General features: G+C 67.8%; 16 protein-coding genes. 7 read left to right on the forward strand and 9 right to left on the reverse strand.

Going from position 1 to position 15,381, the window contains the following annotated elements; translation table 11 throughout:
- Window position 1: 1 nt before the first annotated feature.
- The 6 genes from BMY35_RS16390 to BMY35_RS16415 all read right to left on the reverse strand — a co-directional run bounded on the left by BMY35_RS16390 (window position 2) and on the right by BMY35_RS16415 (window position 5,016).
- Window positions 2-547, reverse strand: a complete 546-nt coding sequence (locus BMY35_RS16390; RefSeq protein ID WP_093200955.1) for a TFIIB-type zinc ribbon-containing protein — start codon at window positions 545-547, stop codon at window positions 2-4.
- Window positions 544-2,730: a hypothetical protein gene (locus BMY35_RS16395; RefSeq protein ID WP_093200957.1), complete on the reverse strand. Its 2,187-nt coding sequence runs from the start codon at window positions 2,728-2,730 to the stop codon at window positions 544-546. The genes BMY35_RS16390 and BMY35_RS16395 overlap by 4 nt, the downstream gene beginning before the upstream one ends.
- Window positions 2,731-2,803: 73 nt before the next feature.
- Window positions 2,804-3,457, reverse strand: coding sequence for an OB-fold-containig protein (locus BMY35_RS16400; protein ID WP_093200960.1), 654 nt, complete (start codon window positions 3,455-3,457; stop codon window positions 2,804-2,806).
- A gap of 25 nt (window positions 3,458-3,482) precedes the next feature.
- Entirely contained in the window at window positions 3,483-3,866 is a 384-nt protein-coding gene (locus BMY35_RS16405) for a hypothetical protein (protein ID WP_093200963.1), read from the reverse strand.
- 5 nt (window positions 3,867-3,871) lie between these two features.
- Window positions 3,872-4,588 (reverse strand): PspA/IM30 family protein, encoded by a 717-nt coding sequence (locus tag BMY35_RS16410; protein ID WP_093200965.1) that lies wholly within the window; start codon window positions 4,586-4,588, stop codon window positions 3,872-3,874.
- A gap of 11 nt (window positions 4,589-4,599) precedes the next feature.
- Window positions 4,600-5,016, reverse strand: coding sequence for a YjfI family protein (locus BMY35_RS16415; RefSeq protein ID WP_093200968.1), 417 nt, complete (start codon window positions 5,014-5,016; stop codon window positions 4,600-4,602).
- 140 nt (window positions 5,017-5,156) lie between these two features.
- On the opposite strand from BMY35_RS16415, the gene BMY35_RS16420 reads away from it, so the two are divergent.
- Entirely contained in the window at window positions 5,157-6,077 is a 921-nt protein-coding gene (locus BMY35_RS16420) for a LysR family transcriptional regulator (protein WP_093200970.1), read from the forward strand.
- 1 nt (window position 6,078) lies between these two features.
- Here BMY35_RS16420 and BMY35_RS16425 read toward each other — a convergent pair whose 3' ends face one another.
- The 3 genes from BMY35_RS16425 to adh all read right to left on the reverse strand — a co-directional run bounded on the left by BMY35_RS16425 (window position 6,079) and on the right by adh (window position 8,248).
- The gene (locus BMY35_RS16425; RefSeq protein ID WP_093200973.1) at window positions 6,079-6,288 is read right to left on the reverse strand and encodes a TOBE domain-containing protein; all 210 of its coding nucleotides are present in this window, start codon (window positions 6,286-6,288) and stop codon (window positions 6,079-6,081) included.
- A gap of 62 nt (window positions 6,289-6,350) precedes the next feature.
- Window positions 6,351-6,728: a DUF779 domain-containing protein gene (locus BMY35_RS16430; RefSeq protein ID WP_093200975.1), complete on the reverse strand. Its 378-nt coding sequence runs from the start codon at window positions 6,726-6,728 to the stop codon at window positions 6,351-6,353.
- Window positions 6,728-8,248, reverse strand: a complete 1,521-nt coding sequence (gene adh, locus BMY35_RS16435; RefSeq protein WP_093200978.1) for an aldehyde dehydrogenase — start codon at window positions 8,246-8,248, stop codon at window positions 6,728-6,730. Before adh ends, BMY35_RS16430 begins: the two co-directional genes overlap by 1 nt.
- A gap of 236 nt (window positions 8,249-8,484) precedes the next feature.
- Here adh and BMY35_RS16440 point away from each other — a divergent pair, with 236 nt between their 5' ends.
- The 6 genes from BMY35_RS16440 (at window position 8,485) to BMY35_RS16465 (ending at window position 15,194) form a co-directional block, all read left to right on the forward strand.
- Window positions 8,485-10,371 (forward strand): sigma-54-dependent Fis family transcriptional regulator, encoded by a 1,887-nt coding sequence (locus BMY35_RS16440; RefSeq protein WP_093200980.1) that lies wholly within the window; start codon window positions 8,485-8,487, stop codon window positions 10,369-10,371.
- A gap of 94 nt (window positions 10,372-10,465) precedes the next feature.
- Entirely contained in the window at window positions 10,466-11,374 is a 909-nt protein-coding gene (locus BMY35_RS16445; RefSeq protein ID WP_093200983.1) for a nitroreductase family protein, read from the forward strand.
- Window positions 11,361-12,086: a M24 family metallopeptidase gene (locus BMY35_RS16450; RefSeq protein WP_093200986.1), complete on the forward strand. Its 726-nt coding sequence runs from the start codon at window positions 11,361-11,363 to the stop codon at window positions 12,084-12,086. Before BMY35_RS16445 ends, BMY35_RS16450 begins: the two co-directional genes overlap by 14 nt.
- A gap of 11 nt (window positions 12,087-12,097) precedes the next feature.
- Window positions 12,098-12,475: a gamma-glutamylcyclotransferase family protein gene (locus tag BMY35_RS16455; RefSeq protein WP_093200988.1), complete on the forward strand. Its 378-nt coding sequence runs from the start codon at window positions 12,098-12,100 to the stop codon at window positions 12,473-12,475.
- Window positions 12,476-12,530: 55 nt separating this feature from the next.
- Window positions 12,531-13,379, forward strand: a complete 849-nt coding sequence (locus BMY35_RS16460; protein ID WP_093200991.1) for a class I SAM-dependent methyltransferase — start codon at window positions 12,531-12,533, stop codon at window positions 13,377-13,379.
- A 216-nt stretch (window positions 13,380-13,595) separates the two neighbouring features.
- Entirely contained in the window at window positions 13,596-15,194 is a 1,599-nt protein-coding gene (locus BMY35_RS16465; protein ID WP_093200993.1) for an OpgD/OpgG family glucan biosynthesis protein, read from the forward strand.
- Window positions 15,195-15,381: the final 187 nt, after the last annotated feature.

Raw genomic sequence — 15,381 nt, forward strand, 5'->3', positions numbered from 1 at the left:
GTCAGTCCGCGCGCAGCAGGGCGAGCAGTTCGTCGCGGTGAGGCTGGGTATCGAGCCAGGCGCGGATGCGGTCCAGCTCGTCGATGCATTCGTCGCCGTAGCGGCGGCGCAGCGCGGCAACGCGCGCGCCGCGCACCTCCTCGGTCTGCAGGCGGCGCTGCCAGCCGTCGGAGAGCAGCTCGTCGAGCCGGCCGGCAAGGCCGCGGCTGACGATGGCGCGCCACTCGCCCGGGTCGAACCAGAGGTTCTGGCAGTTCACGCAGCGGTCGATGCGAAAGTCGGGGCCCGCGCTCACGCGCAGGCGCTGCATCAGGCGGTCGCATTCGGGGCAGTGGCGCACCGATGCGGCATCGAACACCTCGATGATCTCGTCGTCGACCGCATGCGGCACGCGGCTTTCGTCGGCGGCCTTCCAGGCGCGCCAGTCCTCCATGTCCATGACCATGCCTTGGCAGTCGCCGCACTGCACCGCGAGCAACGCCTCGGCCAACGCCACGGCCCGCATCGGCGAGTGCGCTGCACAGCTGCACTTCAGGTTCGCGTTCATCGCGCTTCCCCGGCACCGTTGCGGAAGGTCGAGACCAGGTTCTGCAGCGCGCTCTTCTGGCTCTCGTTGCCATGGCTGGCGATCTTGTTCATCAGCGCAGCCACGCTGAGGTTCTGGACCTCGCCCGACGAGCTGCCCAGCGCGCCAACGATGTCGCGCAGGTCCTTCACCACGTCGCGTTCGCCGGAAAGCTGGTCCTTGAAGGCGACCTGCAGCGCATTGCTCTTGGAGATGACGCCGTCGATGCCCTTGCCCACCGAGAGCGAACGCACGAAGCTGTCGAAGTAGTCGCCCTGCCCGCCCACGATGTCGATCTTGGCGTTGCCCAGCGCGGTGCCCAGCACCTCGGCCTGTTCCTTGGCGATGGCGGTCTGCGCGTCGATGCCCTTGAGGGTCTCGATGTGCGACTTCTCCAGGCGCATGCGGAATTCCTCGTGGTCGCGCGTCTCGGGGCTCATGGCCTTCATGGCCTCGAACTTCTCGTGCAGGCCCTTCGCCTCGGCACCGAAGCGCGCCTCGATGACCTGCGCATCGGCCTGGCCCGACTTGAGCGTGGCCTCGGCATCGGCCGTGCGCACGTTGACCTCGGCGAGGCCGAGCTTCTCCTTGCCCGAAGCCTCGGCCTCGAACTTGGCGCGCATGCCGGCGGCTTCGGCTTGCGAGCGGGCCTCGATCACCTGCGCGTCGGCCTGGCCGGCCTTGAGGATCGCGTCGGCATCGGCCTGGCGCACGTGCACGTCGGCAAGGCCCAGCTTTTCCTTGCCCGAGGCTTCTGCCTCGAAGCTCGCGAGCTTGGCCTGCGCGGTAGCGATCTCGACCTTGGCGGCGGCCAGCCCCGGCGCGGCCGAGATGGCTTCCACGCCTTCGGCTTCGCGCTTCTTCGACTCGGCCTCGCGCTCGGCCACCTTCAGCTTGGCATCGGCCAGCGTGAGTTCTTCAGCAGCCTTGTGGCGGGCGCGCTTTTCCTGCGTCTCTGCAGCCTTCAGGTCGAGCACCATCTTCTCGTCGGCCTGGCCCTCGGCCATGATGACGACCGACTTCTTGGTGCGCTCGGCCTCTGCGACCACGCGCAGTTCCTTGATGGCTTCTTCCTGCTCGGCCACCGTGCGCTCGACCACGATGCGCTCGCGGATCACGTCGGCGATGGCCTTCTTCTGCACTTCGACGGCCTTGTCCTTCTCGATGCGCTGCAGCGTCACTTCCTTCTCGCGGTCGACGATCTCCAGGTCACGGGCACGGATGACCTTTTCCTCCTCGACGGCCACCGCGCGCTTGCGGTTGTTCTCGGCCACTTCCTTCTCGCGCTGCACGTTCTCCTGCTGCACCGACACCGACTGCTCGGCGAGCAGGCGGGCGGTTTCGGACTTGGTGCGCTCCTCGGCCTGGATCTTGGCGGTCTCGGCCTCCTCGCGGGCACGCACGCTGGCGATCTCGCGCTGCTGGCGCGCGGTGGCGTCGGCCTGCTGGCGCTCGAGTTCGAGCAGGGCTTCCTGCGTCTCGACGTTCTTCTTCTTGATCTGCATTTCCTCGTTGCGGCGCAGCTCGTTCGTGCGCACGTGCTCCACGGCCGTGAGCTCGGTGATCTTCTTGATGCCCTGCGCATCGAGGATGTTGTTGGCGTCGAGTTCCGACAGCGGCGTCTGCTCGAGGAAGTCGATGGCCGCGTCTTCCAGCACGTAGCCCGAGAGGTCGTTGCCGATCTGGCTCACGATCTGGTCGCGGAAGTTGTCGCGCGCCTGGTAGAGGTCGACGAAGTCCATCGACTTGCCCACCGTCTTCAGCGCTTCGGAAAACTTGGCGGAAAACAGCTCCTCCAGCGTCTCGTGGTTGGAGGCCCGGGCGCAGCCGATGCCCTGCGCCACCTTCAGCACGTCGTCGGCCGTCTTGTTCACGCGCACGAAGAACTTCACCTTGATGTCCGCGCGGATGTTGTCGCGGCAGATGAGGCCCTCGTTGCCCGAGCGGTCGATCTCGATCGTCTTGACCGAGATGTCCATCAGCTCGGCCTTGTGGATGATCGGGTAGACCATCCGACCGGTGAAGGTCACCTCGGGCTCCGCGCGCAGCGTGTTCACGATGAGCGCGTGGCCCTGCTCGATCTTGCGATAGAACTTGGCGAACATCGCGAACAGGCCGAGGATGACGACGGCCAGTATGACGATGGCGAAGATGATGGGCTCCATTTTTTCTCCAGAAATGCTTGAGAGCGAAAGAAACGGGTGAAGGGTGTGCGGCGCGCCGCCCGGCAGCGCGCGCTCAGGCGGAGGTTTCGTCGTGCGCCGCGATGAGGTAGCGCCCGGCGACCTCGTCGTACTCGACGATCAGCGCCTGCGAACCGCGCTTGAGCGTGTTGGGCGTGGTGGCCCATACGCGGATGTTCAGGCTGGCGCCGCGCCGCGCGACCTCGGCGCGGCCGTCCTTCTCGTTGACCACGCCGGTCACTACACGGCAGAGCTGGCCGACGAGGGCCGCATTGCTCACGGCCGTGTGGCTCACGAACAGGCCGCGCAGGGGGCGGATGGCAACGGCCGTGATCGGAATGGCGATGACCGCGCTGGCCACCAGCAGTACGGTGCCGGCCAGCAACTGCAGGGGCATGGTCGGCACCAGCGGCAGCAGCCATTCGCCGCCGAGGCAGGACACGGTCCACGCGACGAGCACCAGCAGGCTCACGGCCACCGAGAACGGCACGCCGTTCAGCCCGAGGGCCACGACGTAGCTGGCCAGTTGCCCTATGTCGCTGGTGTCGCCGTCTGCGTGCGTGTGCACGTCGACGTCGACATCCAGGCCGCTGTGTTCGATGTCGACCATTCCGAGCATCGCGAGCACCCAGTAGATCACCACGACGCCCAGTAGCACCGTGTAGATCGCGGTCGGGTACCCCGTCACCGCTCCCATGAAATCGCCCATTGATCCTCCCGCGTACGGGTTGTTGTCAGTTGTTCTGTTTGCTGCTGCGAACCGGCGTCCTCACGCCGGTGTTGTTCTTCTTCGTTGCCGCGGCCGGCTTGCCCGCGAAGGCAATCAGGTCGCGCGTGGCCCTCTCCTTGATGGCTAGTCTGTCGTCTGCGGCGAGGCCGTAGCGCTTCGCCAGGAATTCATAGTCCGCGGCGTTCAGCGACACCGTGAGGCGCGGCCGCTTCGGTTTCGAGGTGGTGGCGAGGCCGAGCACCTGCCGGATCTGGTCCGAGGTGGAAACGTGCTGCTTGAAGGCCGCGCTGCGCACGGCCTCGAGCACGGCCTCTTCCACGTCGAACGCGACCTGCACGGCGCGTATCGCCTCGTCCGAACCCTGCCAGCGAACCGGCTTGACGCGCATGATGCCTATTGCGCCTCGGGACCCGAGGGCTTGTTGGCCTGGCGGGCGCGGATGCGCTCCATCACCTTGCCGGTACGGTCGGCGTCGCTGCCGATGCCCGCGGCAGCCAGCTTCTTCTCGAGCGCGCCGTGGCCGAACTCGTCTTCGAGCTGCTTGCTGGCAGTCATGCGGTCGGACAGGTCTTCGTGGCGCGCGCGGATGCGCTCCAGAGATTCGCGCGCATTGGCCAGCCGCGAGCCGCCGCTGCCGATGTTCTCGGAGATCGACTGCGTGGCGCGGTAGACACTCTCGGTGGTCTTGGCGATGCCGATCTCGCGCTCGTGCTCGCGGATGCGGGCCTCGGCGGACTTGATCAGGTCCTTGAGCTTGGACACCTGCAGCGCGTACGAAGCGTGCGCCTTGGCCTGCTCTTCCAGCTCCTGCTCGAGCGTGCCGACCTTGGCCGCGACGTCGAGCGCCAGGCCTTCCTGCGTCTTGTTGAGCGCCTCGAGCGCAAGGCCCTCGTAGCGCGCGACTTCGTTCTTCAGTCGCTCGATCTCGCGGGCGGACTGCATTTCCTTGGCCATCACGCCCGTGAGGTCGCCCTTGGCCTTTTCGATGCTGTGCTTGGCATCGATGATTTCCTGCTCGTAGATGCGCGTGGCGTTGCTGTCGACCACGCTCTCGCCGATTTCGCGCGCGCTGCCGCGCAGCAGGGTGACGAGCTTCTTGATGACTGTCATGGGACCTCCGCTTAATTCAGGAATTCGGACAGGGCGTCGAGTGCATCGAGCGCGTTGTCGCTGAGCACCGCCACCTCGCGTGCGATGTCCTGCACGCTGGCGTCGCGGCCGAGCGCGCCGGTGAGTACGTAACGGCCGTCGACGCGACCGAAGGAAGACAAGGGAACGGAAGGATTCAGGTCGAGCAACGATTCGAGCAGCTCGGTGCGGCGCGCCGGCTTCACTTCGCTCTCAGCCCAGAGGTAGCAGATGCAGATGATCTGCATGTCCGAACTCGTGACGAAGATCGGCAGCTCGTCGCGCCCCTCGATGCTCACCTGGATCACGGGCGTATGACCCGGAATGGGCTGCAGCTGCACGGACCGCCCGCCCATCTCGGCGCCTGCCAGCACATCCAGTCCCTTCAGTTGATCGAGCAGTGGTTGCATACCTCTCCTTGTGGTGAATACCGTTGGAAGCGAGCGATGCTTCGATGGATTCACTATAGGCGCGGTGACATAACATGTCAAAAAATTTCTTTCGCGCCACCCATGACTTTCGGCACTGGCGCCCTCTCTAGAATCCGCCGATGGCCAGCACCATCAACCCCGCGCGTGTCGATTTCGTGACGCTGCGCCTGTTCTGCGCGGTGGCGCAATCCGGCAGCATCACCAAGGGCGCGGAGGCATGCCACCTCGCGCTGTCGGCCGCGAGCCGGCGGCTCTCGGACTTCGAGGCTGCGACGGGATCGAAGCTGCTGGAGCGCAGCTCCCAGGGCATCGCGCTCACGCCGGCGGGCCATGTGGCAATGCAGCATGCGATGCGGCTCTTCCAGGGCTTCGAGCAGTTCAGCAACGAGCTCAACGACTATTCGAGCGGCGTCCGCGGCCACGTGCGCCTGTGGGCCAACATGTCGGCATTGACGGAATTCCTGCCCACGACGCTCGCAACCTTTCTCGCGCAGCACCCGGACATCCGCGTCGAAGTGGAAGAGCAGCTGAGCGGCGACATCGTTCGCGCACTCGTCGACGGCCTCGCCGATGTCGGCGTGTTCGCGGAGAACACGCCCGCCTATGGCCTGGACGTCGCGCCCTTCCAGACCGACGAGCTCGTCGTGCTGTGCGCGAAGCAGCATCCACTGGCACGAAGCCGCGTGAAGCAGACCGACTTCAAGACCTGCCTCGCGCACGAGTTCGTCGGCCTGAATCGCAGCAGCTCGCTGCTGGAGCTGACCTCCCGCGCGGCCGAGCAGGCCGGCATCCCGATGCGCCTGCGCGTGCAGGTGCGCAGCTTCGACGCGATGTGCCACATGATCGCGGCCAACCTCGGCATCGGCGTGGTGCCACTGGCGGCTTGCAAGGCCCAGGTGGAGGCGCTCGACCTGAAGGTGGTGCGGCTCAAGGATGCGTGGGCCACGCGGCGGTTGCTGATGGCGACGAAGACGGGGGCCACTCTCTCGCCGGCGACTCAGCTGCTGGTCCGGCAGCTTCTGCATCCGACCGGCCAATGACTCAGTCGGTACCCACCATCACGCTCGAAGCCTTGATCACCGCATAGGCATTTGCACCTTGAGCCAGCTTCAGCGAATCGGCCGAGTTGCTGGTGATGGTCGAGACGATCTGCACGCCGGGAGCGATCTCCAGCGTGACTTCTGTAGTGACGGGTCCGCGGACGATGGAGATGACCTTGCCGGAAAGGACGTTGCGGGCGCTGATCTTCATGGGGTGCTCCTTGGGGTTGATCGGGAAACGACCCAGTCTATCGGCGCCACGCCCTCCCCGCCCTACTTCGCTTCTTCGGCCTCCAGCACCGCCCACTCCTCGTCGGTGAAGAGCCGCGAGCGCGTCAGGAAGCGCAGGCCTTCCGGCCCCTCGAGCGAGAACATGCCGCCGCGCCCCGGCACCACGTCGATGATCAGCTGCGTGTGCTGCCAGTACTCGAACTGCGGCCCGCTGATGTAGAACGGCATGCCGCCGATGTGCCTCAGCAGCCGGTCGTAGTCGCCCACGATGAACTCGCCCTGGGCGTAGCACATGGGCGCGCTGCCGTCGCAGCAGCCGCCCGACTGATGGAACATCAGCGGGCCGTGCTTTGCGGCGAGCCTGTCGATCAACGCGAGCGCGGCATCGGTCGCGGTGACGCGCAGGACATCGCCGGTCATCAGAAGAAGCCCAGCTTGTTCTCGCTGTAGCTCACCAGCAGGTTCTTGGTCTGCTGGTAGTGGTCGAGCATCATCTTGTGGTTCTCGCGGCCGATGCCCGACTGCTTGTAGCCGCCGAAGGCCGCGTGCGCCGGATAGTGGTGGTAGCAGTTGGTCCACACGCGGCCGGCCTGGATGCCGCGGCCCATGCGGAAGGCGCGGTTCATGTCCCGGCTCCACACGCCGGCGCCGAGGCCGTAGAGGGTGTCGTTGGCGATGGCCAGCGCTTCTTCTTCATCCTTGAAGGTGGTCACCGAGACCACCGGGCCGAAGATCTCCTCCTGGAAGATGCGCATCCTGTTGTTGCCCCTGAACACGGTCGGCTTCACGTAGTAGCCCTCCGCCAGGTCGCCTTCCAGCTTGTTGCGTTCGCCGCCGATCAGCACCCTGGCGCCTTCCTGCTTGCCGATGTCGAGGTACGACAGGATCTTCTCCAGCTGCTCGCTGGAGGCCTGCGCGCCGATCATGGTTGCCATGTCGAGTGGACTGCCCTGCTTGATGGCGGCCACGCGCTTCAGCGCGCGCTCCATGAAGCGGTCGTAGATCGATTCCTGGATCAGCGCGCGCGACGGGCAGGTGCAGACCTCGCCCTGGTTCAGCGCGAACATCGCGAAGCCTTCGAGTGCCTTGTCGAAGAAGGCGTCGTCCTTGTCGATCACATCGGCGAAGAAGATGTTGGGCGACTTGCCGCCCAGCTCCAGCGTGACCGGAATCAGGTTCTGGCTCGCGTACTGCGAGATCAGCCGCCCCGTGGTGGTCTCGCCAGTGAACGCGATCTTGCCGATTCGGTTGCTCGACGCCAGCGGCTTGCCCGCCTCCACGCCGAAGCCGTTGACCACGTTCACCACGCCCGGCGGCAGCAGGTCGCCGATCACTTCCATCAGCACCAGGATCGACACCGGCGTCTGCTCGGCCGGCTTGATCACCACGCAGTTGCCGGCCGCCAGCGCGGGCGCCAGCTTCCACACGGCCATCAGGATCGGGAAGTTCCACGGAATGATCTGGCCGACCACGCCGATGGGCTCGTGGAAGTGGTACGCGAAGGTTTCATGGTCGATCTCGCTGATGCCGCCCTCCTGCGAGCGGATACACGAGGCGAAGTAGCGGAAGTGGTCGATGGCCAGCGGCAGGTCGGCTGCCGTGGTTTCGCGGATGGGCTTGCCGTTGTCCCAGGTTTCCGCGGCCGCGAGCACGGCGAGGTTCTCCTGCATGCGGTCGGCGATCCTGTTCAGGATGTTGGCGCGCTCGGTGGTCGAGGTGCGGCCCCAGGCGCCCTTGGCCTTGTGGGCGGCATCCAGCGCCCGGTCGATGTCGGCCGCGGTGGAGCGCGGCACCTCGCAGAAGACCTTGCCCGTGACAGGTGTGATGTTCTCGAAGTACTGGTTGTCCGCCGGCGCGACCCATTCGCCGCCGATGTAGTTGCCGTAGCGCTTCTTGAACGGCACCGCGGTACCGAATTTGCCCGGTTCGAGCATGTTCATGACGTTGTCTCCATGTGCAGGGTGGTGGCGCCGCGACATGCGGCGGCCGCGCGCTGAACCGCAAGCCGCGTACCCGGCCGGATCGGGACAATCCCTGAGTACTTCCGCCCGGCAACCGCCCTGGAACCACTCCGTAATCGCGTGTGGCAGCGGGTTTTCATTCGCAATCTGCGACATGTTCGCGAGAACATAGCGACTAGGATGTCGCACAAGGCGAAAACCTATCGGAGACACGCATGAGTGCTGAAGCGCAGTTGCCGTCGATCGCAGTGGCACAGGCCCGGGAGCTCTTCTTCGGGCAGGGCCGCGACCCCGCGCCGTGGATCGCGCCGCACATCTCGCGCTCCTGGCAACGCAGCCGGCCGGTGGACCATCACGCCATCGACCCGGAGCCGATGGCGCTGGCCCTGCTGAGCGAGCGGCGCGAACAGGCCGTGCGGCTCCTGAGCTGTGCCCAGCCCGAGCTCGACGGCCTGGCCGAGCATGCGGTCGGCAACGGCTGCGTGGTGATCCTGTCGGACGCCAGCGGGCTGATCCTCGAGGAAATCGGCAGCGCCGACTTCCTGCCCAAGGCCCAGCGCATCGCGCTGCAGCCCGGCGTGGAATGGTCGGAGCACAACCGGGGCACCAACGCCATCGGCACCGCGCTGGCGGAGCGCGAGGCGCTGATGGTGCTGGGCGGCGAGCACTACCTGGCCCAGAACGGCGGGCTCGGCTGCGCGGCGGCGCCGATCTTCACCGGGCGCGGCGAACTGGCGGGCGCGCTCGACATCTCCGGCGAAACGGTGCGCGTGAACACCCACGCGCTGGGGCTGGTGCGCATGGCTGCCCAGCAGGTCGAGCACCGGATGATGCTGGCCGAGGCCGGCGGCCACGTGCTGCGCTTCCATTCGCGGCCGGCGCTCATCGGCACGGCCCGCGAGGGGCTGATGGTGATCGAGGGGGGACGCATCGTGGCGGCCAACCGCGTGGCGCTCGATCTCTTCGGCCGCTCGTGGAAGGACCTGCTCGACCTGGACGCCGAGACCTTCCTCGGCGCGAACTGGCCGCGCATGGAACACCGGCGCGGCCTGCTGACGCTGCCGGGCGGACGGCAGATCGCGACGGTGATGGAGCGCTCGGGCACGCCGGGCAGCGCCCGTCCGTCCGCGAGGCATGCTGCGTCGCCGGCGTGCTCCGACGTCGAGGTCGACGACGTGCAGCCGCTGCTGCACAAGGCGGTGCGCGTGCTCAACGAAGGCGTATCCGTGCTGGTCAACGGCGAGACCGGCAGCGGCAAGGAAGTCTTCTCGCGCCGACTGCACGCCGCCAGCCGGCGCGCGGCAGGACCTTTCGTCGCCGTCGATTGCGCATCGCTGCCGGAGACGCTGATCGAGTCCGAACTGTTCGGCTACGAACAGGGAGCCTTCACCGGCGCAAAGCGCAAGGGCATGGCTGGCCGCATCCGCGAAGCCCACGGCGGCGTGCTGTTCCTCGACGAGATCGCGGAGATACCGCTGGCCCTGCAGACGCGCCTGCTGCGCGTGCTCGAGGAGCGCGTGGTCACGCCGCTGGGCGGCGGCCAGGGCGTGGCCGTTGATTTCGACCTGGTCTGCGCCACGCACGGCCACCTGCCGTCGCTGGTGGAGGCCGGTCGCTTTCGCGCCGACCTGATGTACCGGGTGGCCGGGTTCACCGTCGCCCTGCCGCCACTGAGGCAGCGCGACGACCGGCGCACGCTGATCTCGCGGCTGTTCCTGGAGGCGGGCGGCGCGGCCAAGCACCTGCGGCTGGAAGCCGATGCGCTCGAGGCGCTGGCCGCCTGGCGCTGGCCGGGCAACGTGCGGGAGCTGCGCAGCACGCTGCGCTCCATCGTGGCGCTGGCCGACGCGGGCGACTCCGTGACGGCCGCATCGCTGCCCGCGCACCTGGCGGGTGACCAGCCCTCTTCTCCGCCTGGCCAGCCGCAACCGCTCGCCACGCCGCATGTCGAGCCCCTGCAGACGATCACGCGCCACGCCATCGACGAGGCGCTGAAGGCCAGCGACCACGACGTGGCGAAGGCCGCGCGCAGGCTGGGCGTTCATCGCAGCACCATCTACCGCCATATCGCACGCCAGCGCGGCAAGCCGGCCGGGCATTGACGGGGCGACAACGGGCTTGGCCCGGGCAACGTTTCGCTATGTTTTCTAGAATACAGCGAAGCACTGTCCGAACACCCGCCCGAAAACGCTCTTCATGCTCACCCCGCAACTTCGCTGCCTCGTCGCCCTGGACGAGGAACGGCACTTCGGCCGCGCCGCGCAGGCCAGCCAGGTTTCGCAGCCCGAACTGCTCGATGCGATCCGCGTGCTCGAGCGCGAATACGGCCACGCGCTCGTCAAGCCCGGGCCCCGTTTCGAGGGTTTCACGCAGCAGGGCGAGCAGGTGCTGGGCTGGGCGCGCGGCCTCCTGCGGCACAGCGAGGCCTTGCGCGGCGAGCTGCGGGCCTCGCGGGAGGAAGCCGCCCTCGCCCCGCTGCTGGAGCGCCGCTCCGTCTCGCCCAAGCGCCTGCGCGCGCCGGGCCCGGATCCGGAGCACATCGACCTGATCCTGCAGGCCGCGTTGCGCGCGCCGGACCACGGCGGCCTGCATCCCTGGCGCGTGGTGGAGTTCCGCGAGGCGCAGCGCGCCGCGCTGGCCGAGCGCTTCGAGGCGGAAAAGCGCCGCCGCGATCCGCTGGCCTCGCCCGCCGACCTGCGCCGGGCGCGCGAGCATGCGACGCGGCCGCCGGTGCTGCTGGCCTTCGTCGTGGCGCCGCGCGCCCGCAGCAAGGTGCCGGCCCGCGAGCAATGGCTGTCGGCTGGCGCGGCGCTGGGCAATCTGCTCAACGCGGCACACCAGCTCGGCTTCGGCGCCATCGTGCTCAGCGGCGAACGCTGCTTCGACCCGGTGCTTGGCGCCGAGCTGGGCATCGGCCCCGACGAATTCCTTGCCGGCTTCGTGAGCCTGGGCAGCGTGGCCGAGGCCCCGCCGCCGCGCGGCCATGCGCTGCCGGGCCAGGTCTGGTCCGCCTGGGTGCCGCCCGCGGCAGCCACGGAACAGCCCGCGCGGCAGCCATCCGAATCCCTGAACCTGAGACTGGACATTGCCAATGACAAGACCTGAAGCCGGACGCACCGAAGCCACCGGAGCGAAGTTCTCGCTGAAATCGATGCAGAACGCGCGTGCCCTCTCGCAGCTCGCGGTTCGCCGCATCGCCTCGGGCATGCGCCCCGGCATGACGCACTCGCAGGCGCACGACCTGGCGATGGCCACGCTGCAGAAGCTGGAGATGGAGCGCAACTGGCACCCCGTCGTCATCCGCTTCGGCGAGGACACGCTGAAGACCTTCAGGGAGCAGTCCGACCCCGCTAGCGTGCTCGGCGAGCAGGACATCTTCTTCGTCGACATCGGCCCGGTCTGGGAGGGCCACGAGGGCGATGCCGGCGACACCTTCGTGACCGGCGACGATCCGCAGATGCACGCCTGCGCCGAGGCCGCGCGCACGCTGTGGCACGAGGTGGCCGACCGCTGGCGCGCCGACCGCCTCAGCGGCCAGGCGCTCTATGCCTGGGCGGCCGAACGCGCCCAGGCCATGGGCTGGCGGCTCAACCTCGACATCAAGGGCCACCGCGTCTGCGACTTTCCGCATGCCATCTACCAGGCCGGCCGGCTCGGCGACTTCGGCCTCTGCCCGGCGACCGGCATCTGGATCCTCGAAATCCAGATCGCGCACCCCACCCGCCCCTTCGGCGCCTTCTACGAAGACCTGCTGATGGAGGACGAAGCCCAGCCCGACAATGGCACGGCCGCCGCCGCCGAACTCGTGGCGGGCTGAACAGGGAATCCATGAAAGACGAAGCCACCGAGCAACTTTTCTCTTACGGCACGCTGCAGCTGCCCGCGGTGCAGATCGCCACCTTCGGGCGCCTGCTCGACGGCCACCCCGACCGCCTGCCGGGCTACCGGCTCGAACAGCTCGCCATCCGGGACACAGCCGTGGTCGCAACCAGCGGCAAGACCCATCACCCCATCGTCTCGCCCAGCGCCGCGCCGGACGACGGCGTCGACGGCGCGGTCTTCGCCATCACGCCCGCCGAGCTGGCACATGCCGATGCCTACGAGGTGGACGACTACCGCCGCGACCGCGTCGTGCTGGCGTCGGGGGTACGGGCCTGGGCCTACGTGGACGCGCGCCACCCGCCGTCCGGCGTAACCAAAGACTGACTTGCCGCTGGGTGCCGGAGCCGCCAGACTTTGTGCTGGCGCAACTCCAGCATTCATGACCACCAGCAAATCCGTACGCCGGCTGTCGGCAGTCCCGTCCACCTTGCGGATTCCCCTGGCCGCACGGGCCTCGGGCGACGCCATGTTCCCGCAGTTGGCGGTGCGCGACGCATACGCCGCGGGCATCCTCGAGCAGATCCGCGACGACGGCCATGCGCTGCCGGAAGACCGGGCCACCATCTACAGCATCCTCTCGCGCACGCGGCGCTTCCGCAGCCTGGCGCAGGACTTCCTCAAGCTGCACCCCGGTGCGCGCGTGGTGAACATGGGCTGCGGCCTGAGCCACTACTTCCAGTGGCTGGACGACGACAAGTCGCGCATGACCGACGCCGACCTGCCCGAAGTGCTCGAACTGCGCCGCCAGCTGATCCCCGAGACCAACGAGCGCCACGACGTGCGCGAACTCGACCTCACGTCCCCCGGCTGGTGGGAGCAACTGGGCCTGCCGCGCAAGCGCAACGCCCAGCCGGTGTTCCTGTTCACCGAGGGCGTGCTGATGTACCTGGAGCCCGAGCAGGTGCAGGCGGTGCTAGCCACCTTCGGCGAGCGCGCGCCCGCAGGCTCCGTGCTGGCCTTCGACGCCATGTGCTGGCTCGCGGTGGGGCGCGGAAAGCAGCATCCGTCCGTGCGCGTGACCGGCGCCGAATTCAAGTGGGGCATCCGCCGCGCGGCCGAGCTGACGCAGCCCCATCCGCGCCTGCAGCTGAGCGGCACCTACCGCGTGCTGGAAGGCATCGGCCTGCCCTACACGCTGTTCGCACCGATGGTCATGCTGTTCCTCGGCGTGCCGCTGTATGCGCTCTATGCGCTGACGGCGACGGACGAAGCCGCCGCCGATACATAAACGCACAATTTTCCGGCGACATGGCGGATTGCCGGCTTTGTCCGGCCTGCGCTGCGCGGATTGGCTGACGCGCCAGGCGGCCGGGCCGGGTCAAGCTCGGGGGTGTTCCAGGTCATCGGGCGGGGATGGGGCGGAGAATGCTCTATCGTTCCCGCCTTCCGCCTGATCTTCTTTCTTTCCCCTCTTCCCCAAAGATTCGCAACCCTCAAGAACCACATGCTTGATCGCCGATCCTTCCTTGCCGCCGGTGGTGCCGCTGCCGCACTCGCCGCCCTCGGACTGCCCGAAGAGGCACTGGCCGCCAACGGTCTCCAGCTGAGCCAGCCCACGCCCTTCTCCTTCGACGCGCTGGTCGCGCAGGCGAAGTCCCTCGCCGCGAAGCCGTACGCGGCCGCCGCGCCGCTGGCACCCGAGGTGCTCGACCGCATCGACTACGACGCGCACGGCAAGATCAGGTTCGACCCCGCCAACGCGCTCTTCCGCGACGGCCCGGGCGCCTTCCCCGTCACCTTCTTCCACCTCGGCCGCTTCTTCCAGACGCCGGTGCGCATGAACGTGCTCGAGAACACCGACGGCGACGCGTTCGCGCGCGAGGTGCTCTACAGCCCCTCGTACTTCTCGATGCCGCCCGACAGCCCCGCACGTTCGCTGCCGCCGGGTGCGGGCTTCGCCGGCTTCCGCCTGCAGGAAAGCCGCCTCGGCGACCAGGGCAAGCTCGACTGGCAGAAGAACGACTGGGTCGCCTTCCTCGGCGCCTCGTACTTCCGCGCCATCGGCGAGCTCTACCAGTACGGCCTGTCGGCGCGCGGCATCGCGCTCGACGTGGCGGTGCCCGACAGGCCCGAGGAGTTCCCGAACTTCACGCGCTTCTACTTCGAGACGCCGGCCGCCAACAACACGACCTCGATGACGGTCTACGCGCTGCTCGAAGGGCCGAGCGTGACGGGCGTGTTCAAGTTCGTCATGCAGCGCACCAAGGCCGTCATCATGGACATCGACGCGCGCATCTTCGTGCGCAAGGACGTGGCCCGCCTGGGCCTGGTGCCGCTCACGTCGATGTACTGGTACTCGGAAACCATCAAGCCCACCGCCATCGACTGGCGCCCCGAGGTGCACGACTCCGACGGCCTCGCCATCTGGAACGGCGCAGGCGAACGCATCTGGCGCCCGCTGAACAACCCGACGCAGACGCGCGCCTCGGCCTTCGCCGACACCAAGCCGCGCGGCTTCGGCCTGCTGCAGCGCGACCGCGCCTTCGACCACTACCAGGACGGCGTGAACTACGAGAAGCGCCCGAGCCTGTGGATCGAGCCGCTGGGCGACTGGGGCGAGGGCTCGGTGCAGCTCATCGAGATTCCGACCGACGACGAGATCCACGACAACATCGTCGCCTTCTGGGTGCCCAAGGCCGACGCGAAGGCGGGGGCCAGCTACAGCCTGCAGTACCGGCTGCACTGGACCGACCAGGAGCCCTTTCCGTCGCCGCTCGCGCGCTGCGTGGCCACGCGCATCGGCCGCGGCGGCCAGCCGGGCCAGCCGCGTCCGCAGGGCGTGCGCAAGTTCATGGTGGAGTTCATCGGCCAGCCGCTGACGACCGTGCCCTTCGGCGTGAAGCCCGAGGTGGTGCTGACGGCGGCACGGGGCAAGTTCTCGTACGTCTTCGCCGAGGCCGTGCCCAACGGCGTGCCCGGCCACTGGCGCGCGCAGTTCGACTTCACGCCCGAAGGCAACGAGCCGATCGACATGCGCCTGTACCTGAAGAACGGCGATCAGACGCTCACCGAGACCTGGCTGTACCAGTACCAGCCAGGCTGAAACCCAGCCTGGCGCGCAGGTGCCGGCTGATCGGATACGCCACGGGCAAACACGCGTGGCGGCGATCCGGCCCGTTGCCGGATTGTTGGTGATTCGTGAATAGACAAATCCCGCGCGTCATCTTGGTCCGCGCGAGGGTCGTGCCCAAACTTCCTCCCACCGACAACGCTGCATTGCAGCAACAACC

The organism is Variovorax sp. YR750 (assembly GCF_900109805.1).
GTDB classification, from domain to species: Bacteria; Pseudomonadota; Gammaproteobacteria; order Burkholderiales; family Burkholderiaceae_C; genus Variovorax; species Variovorax gossypii.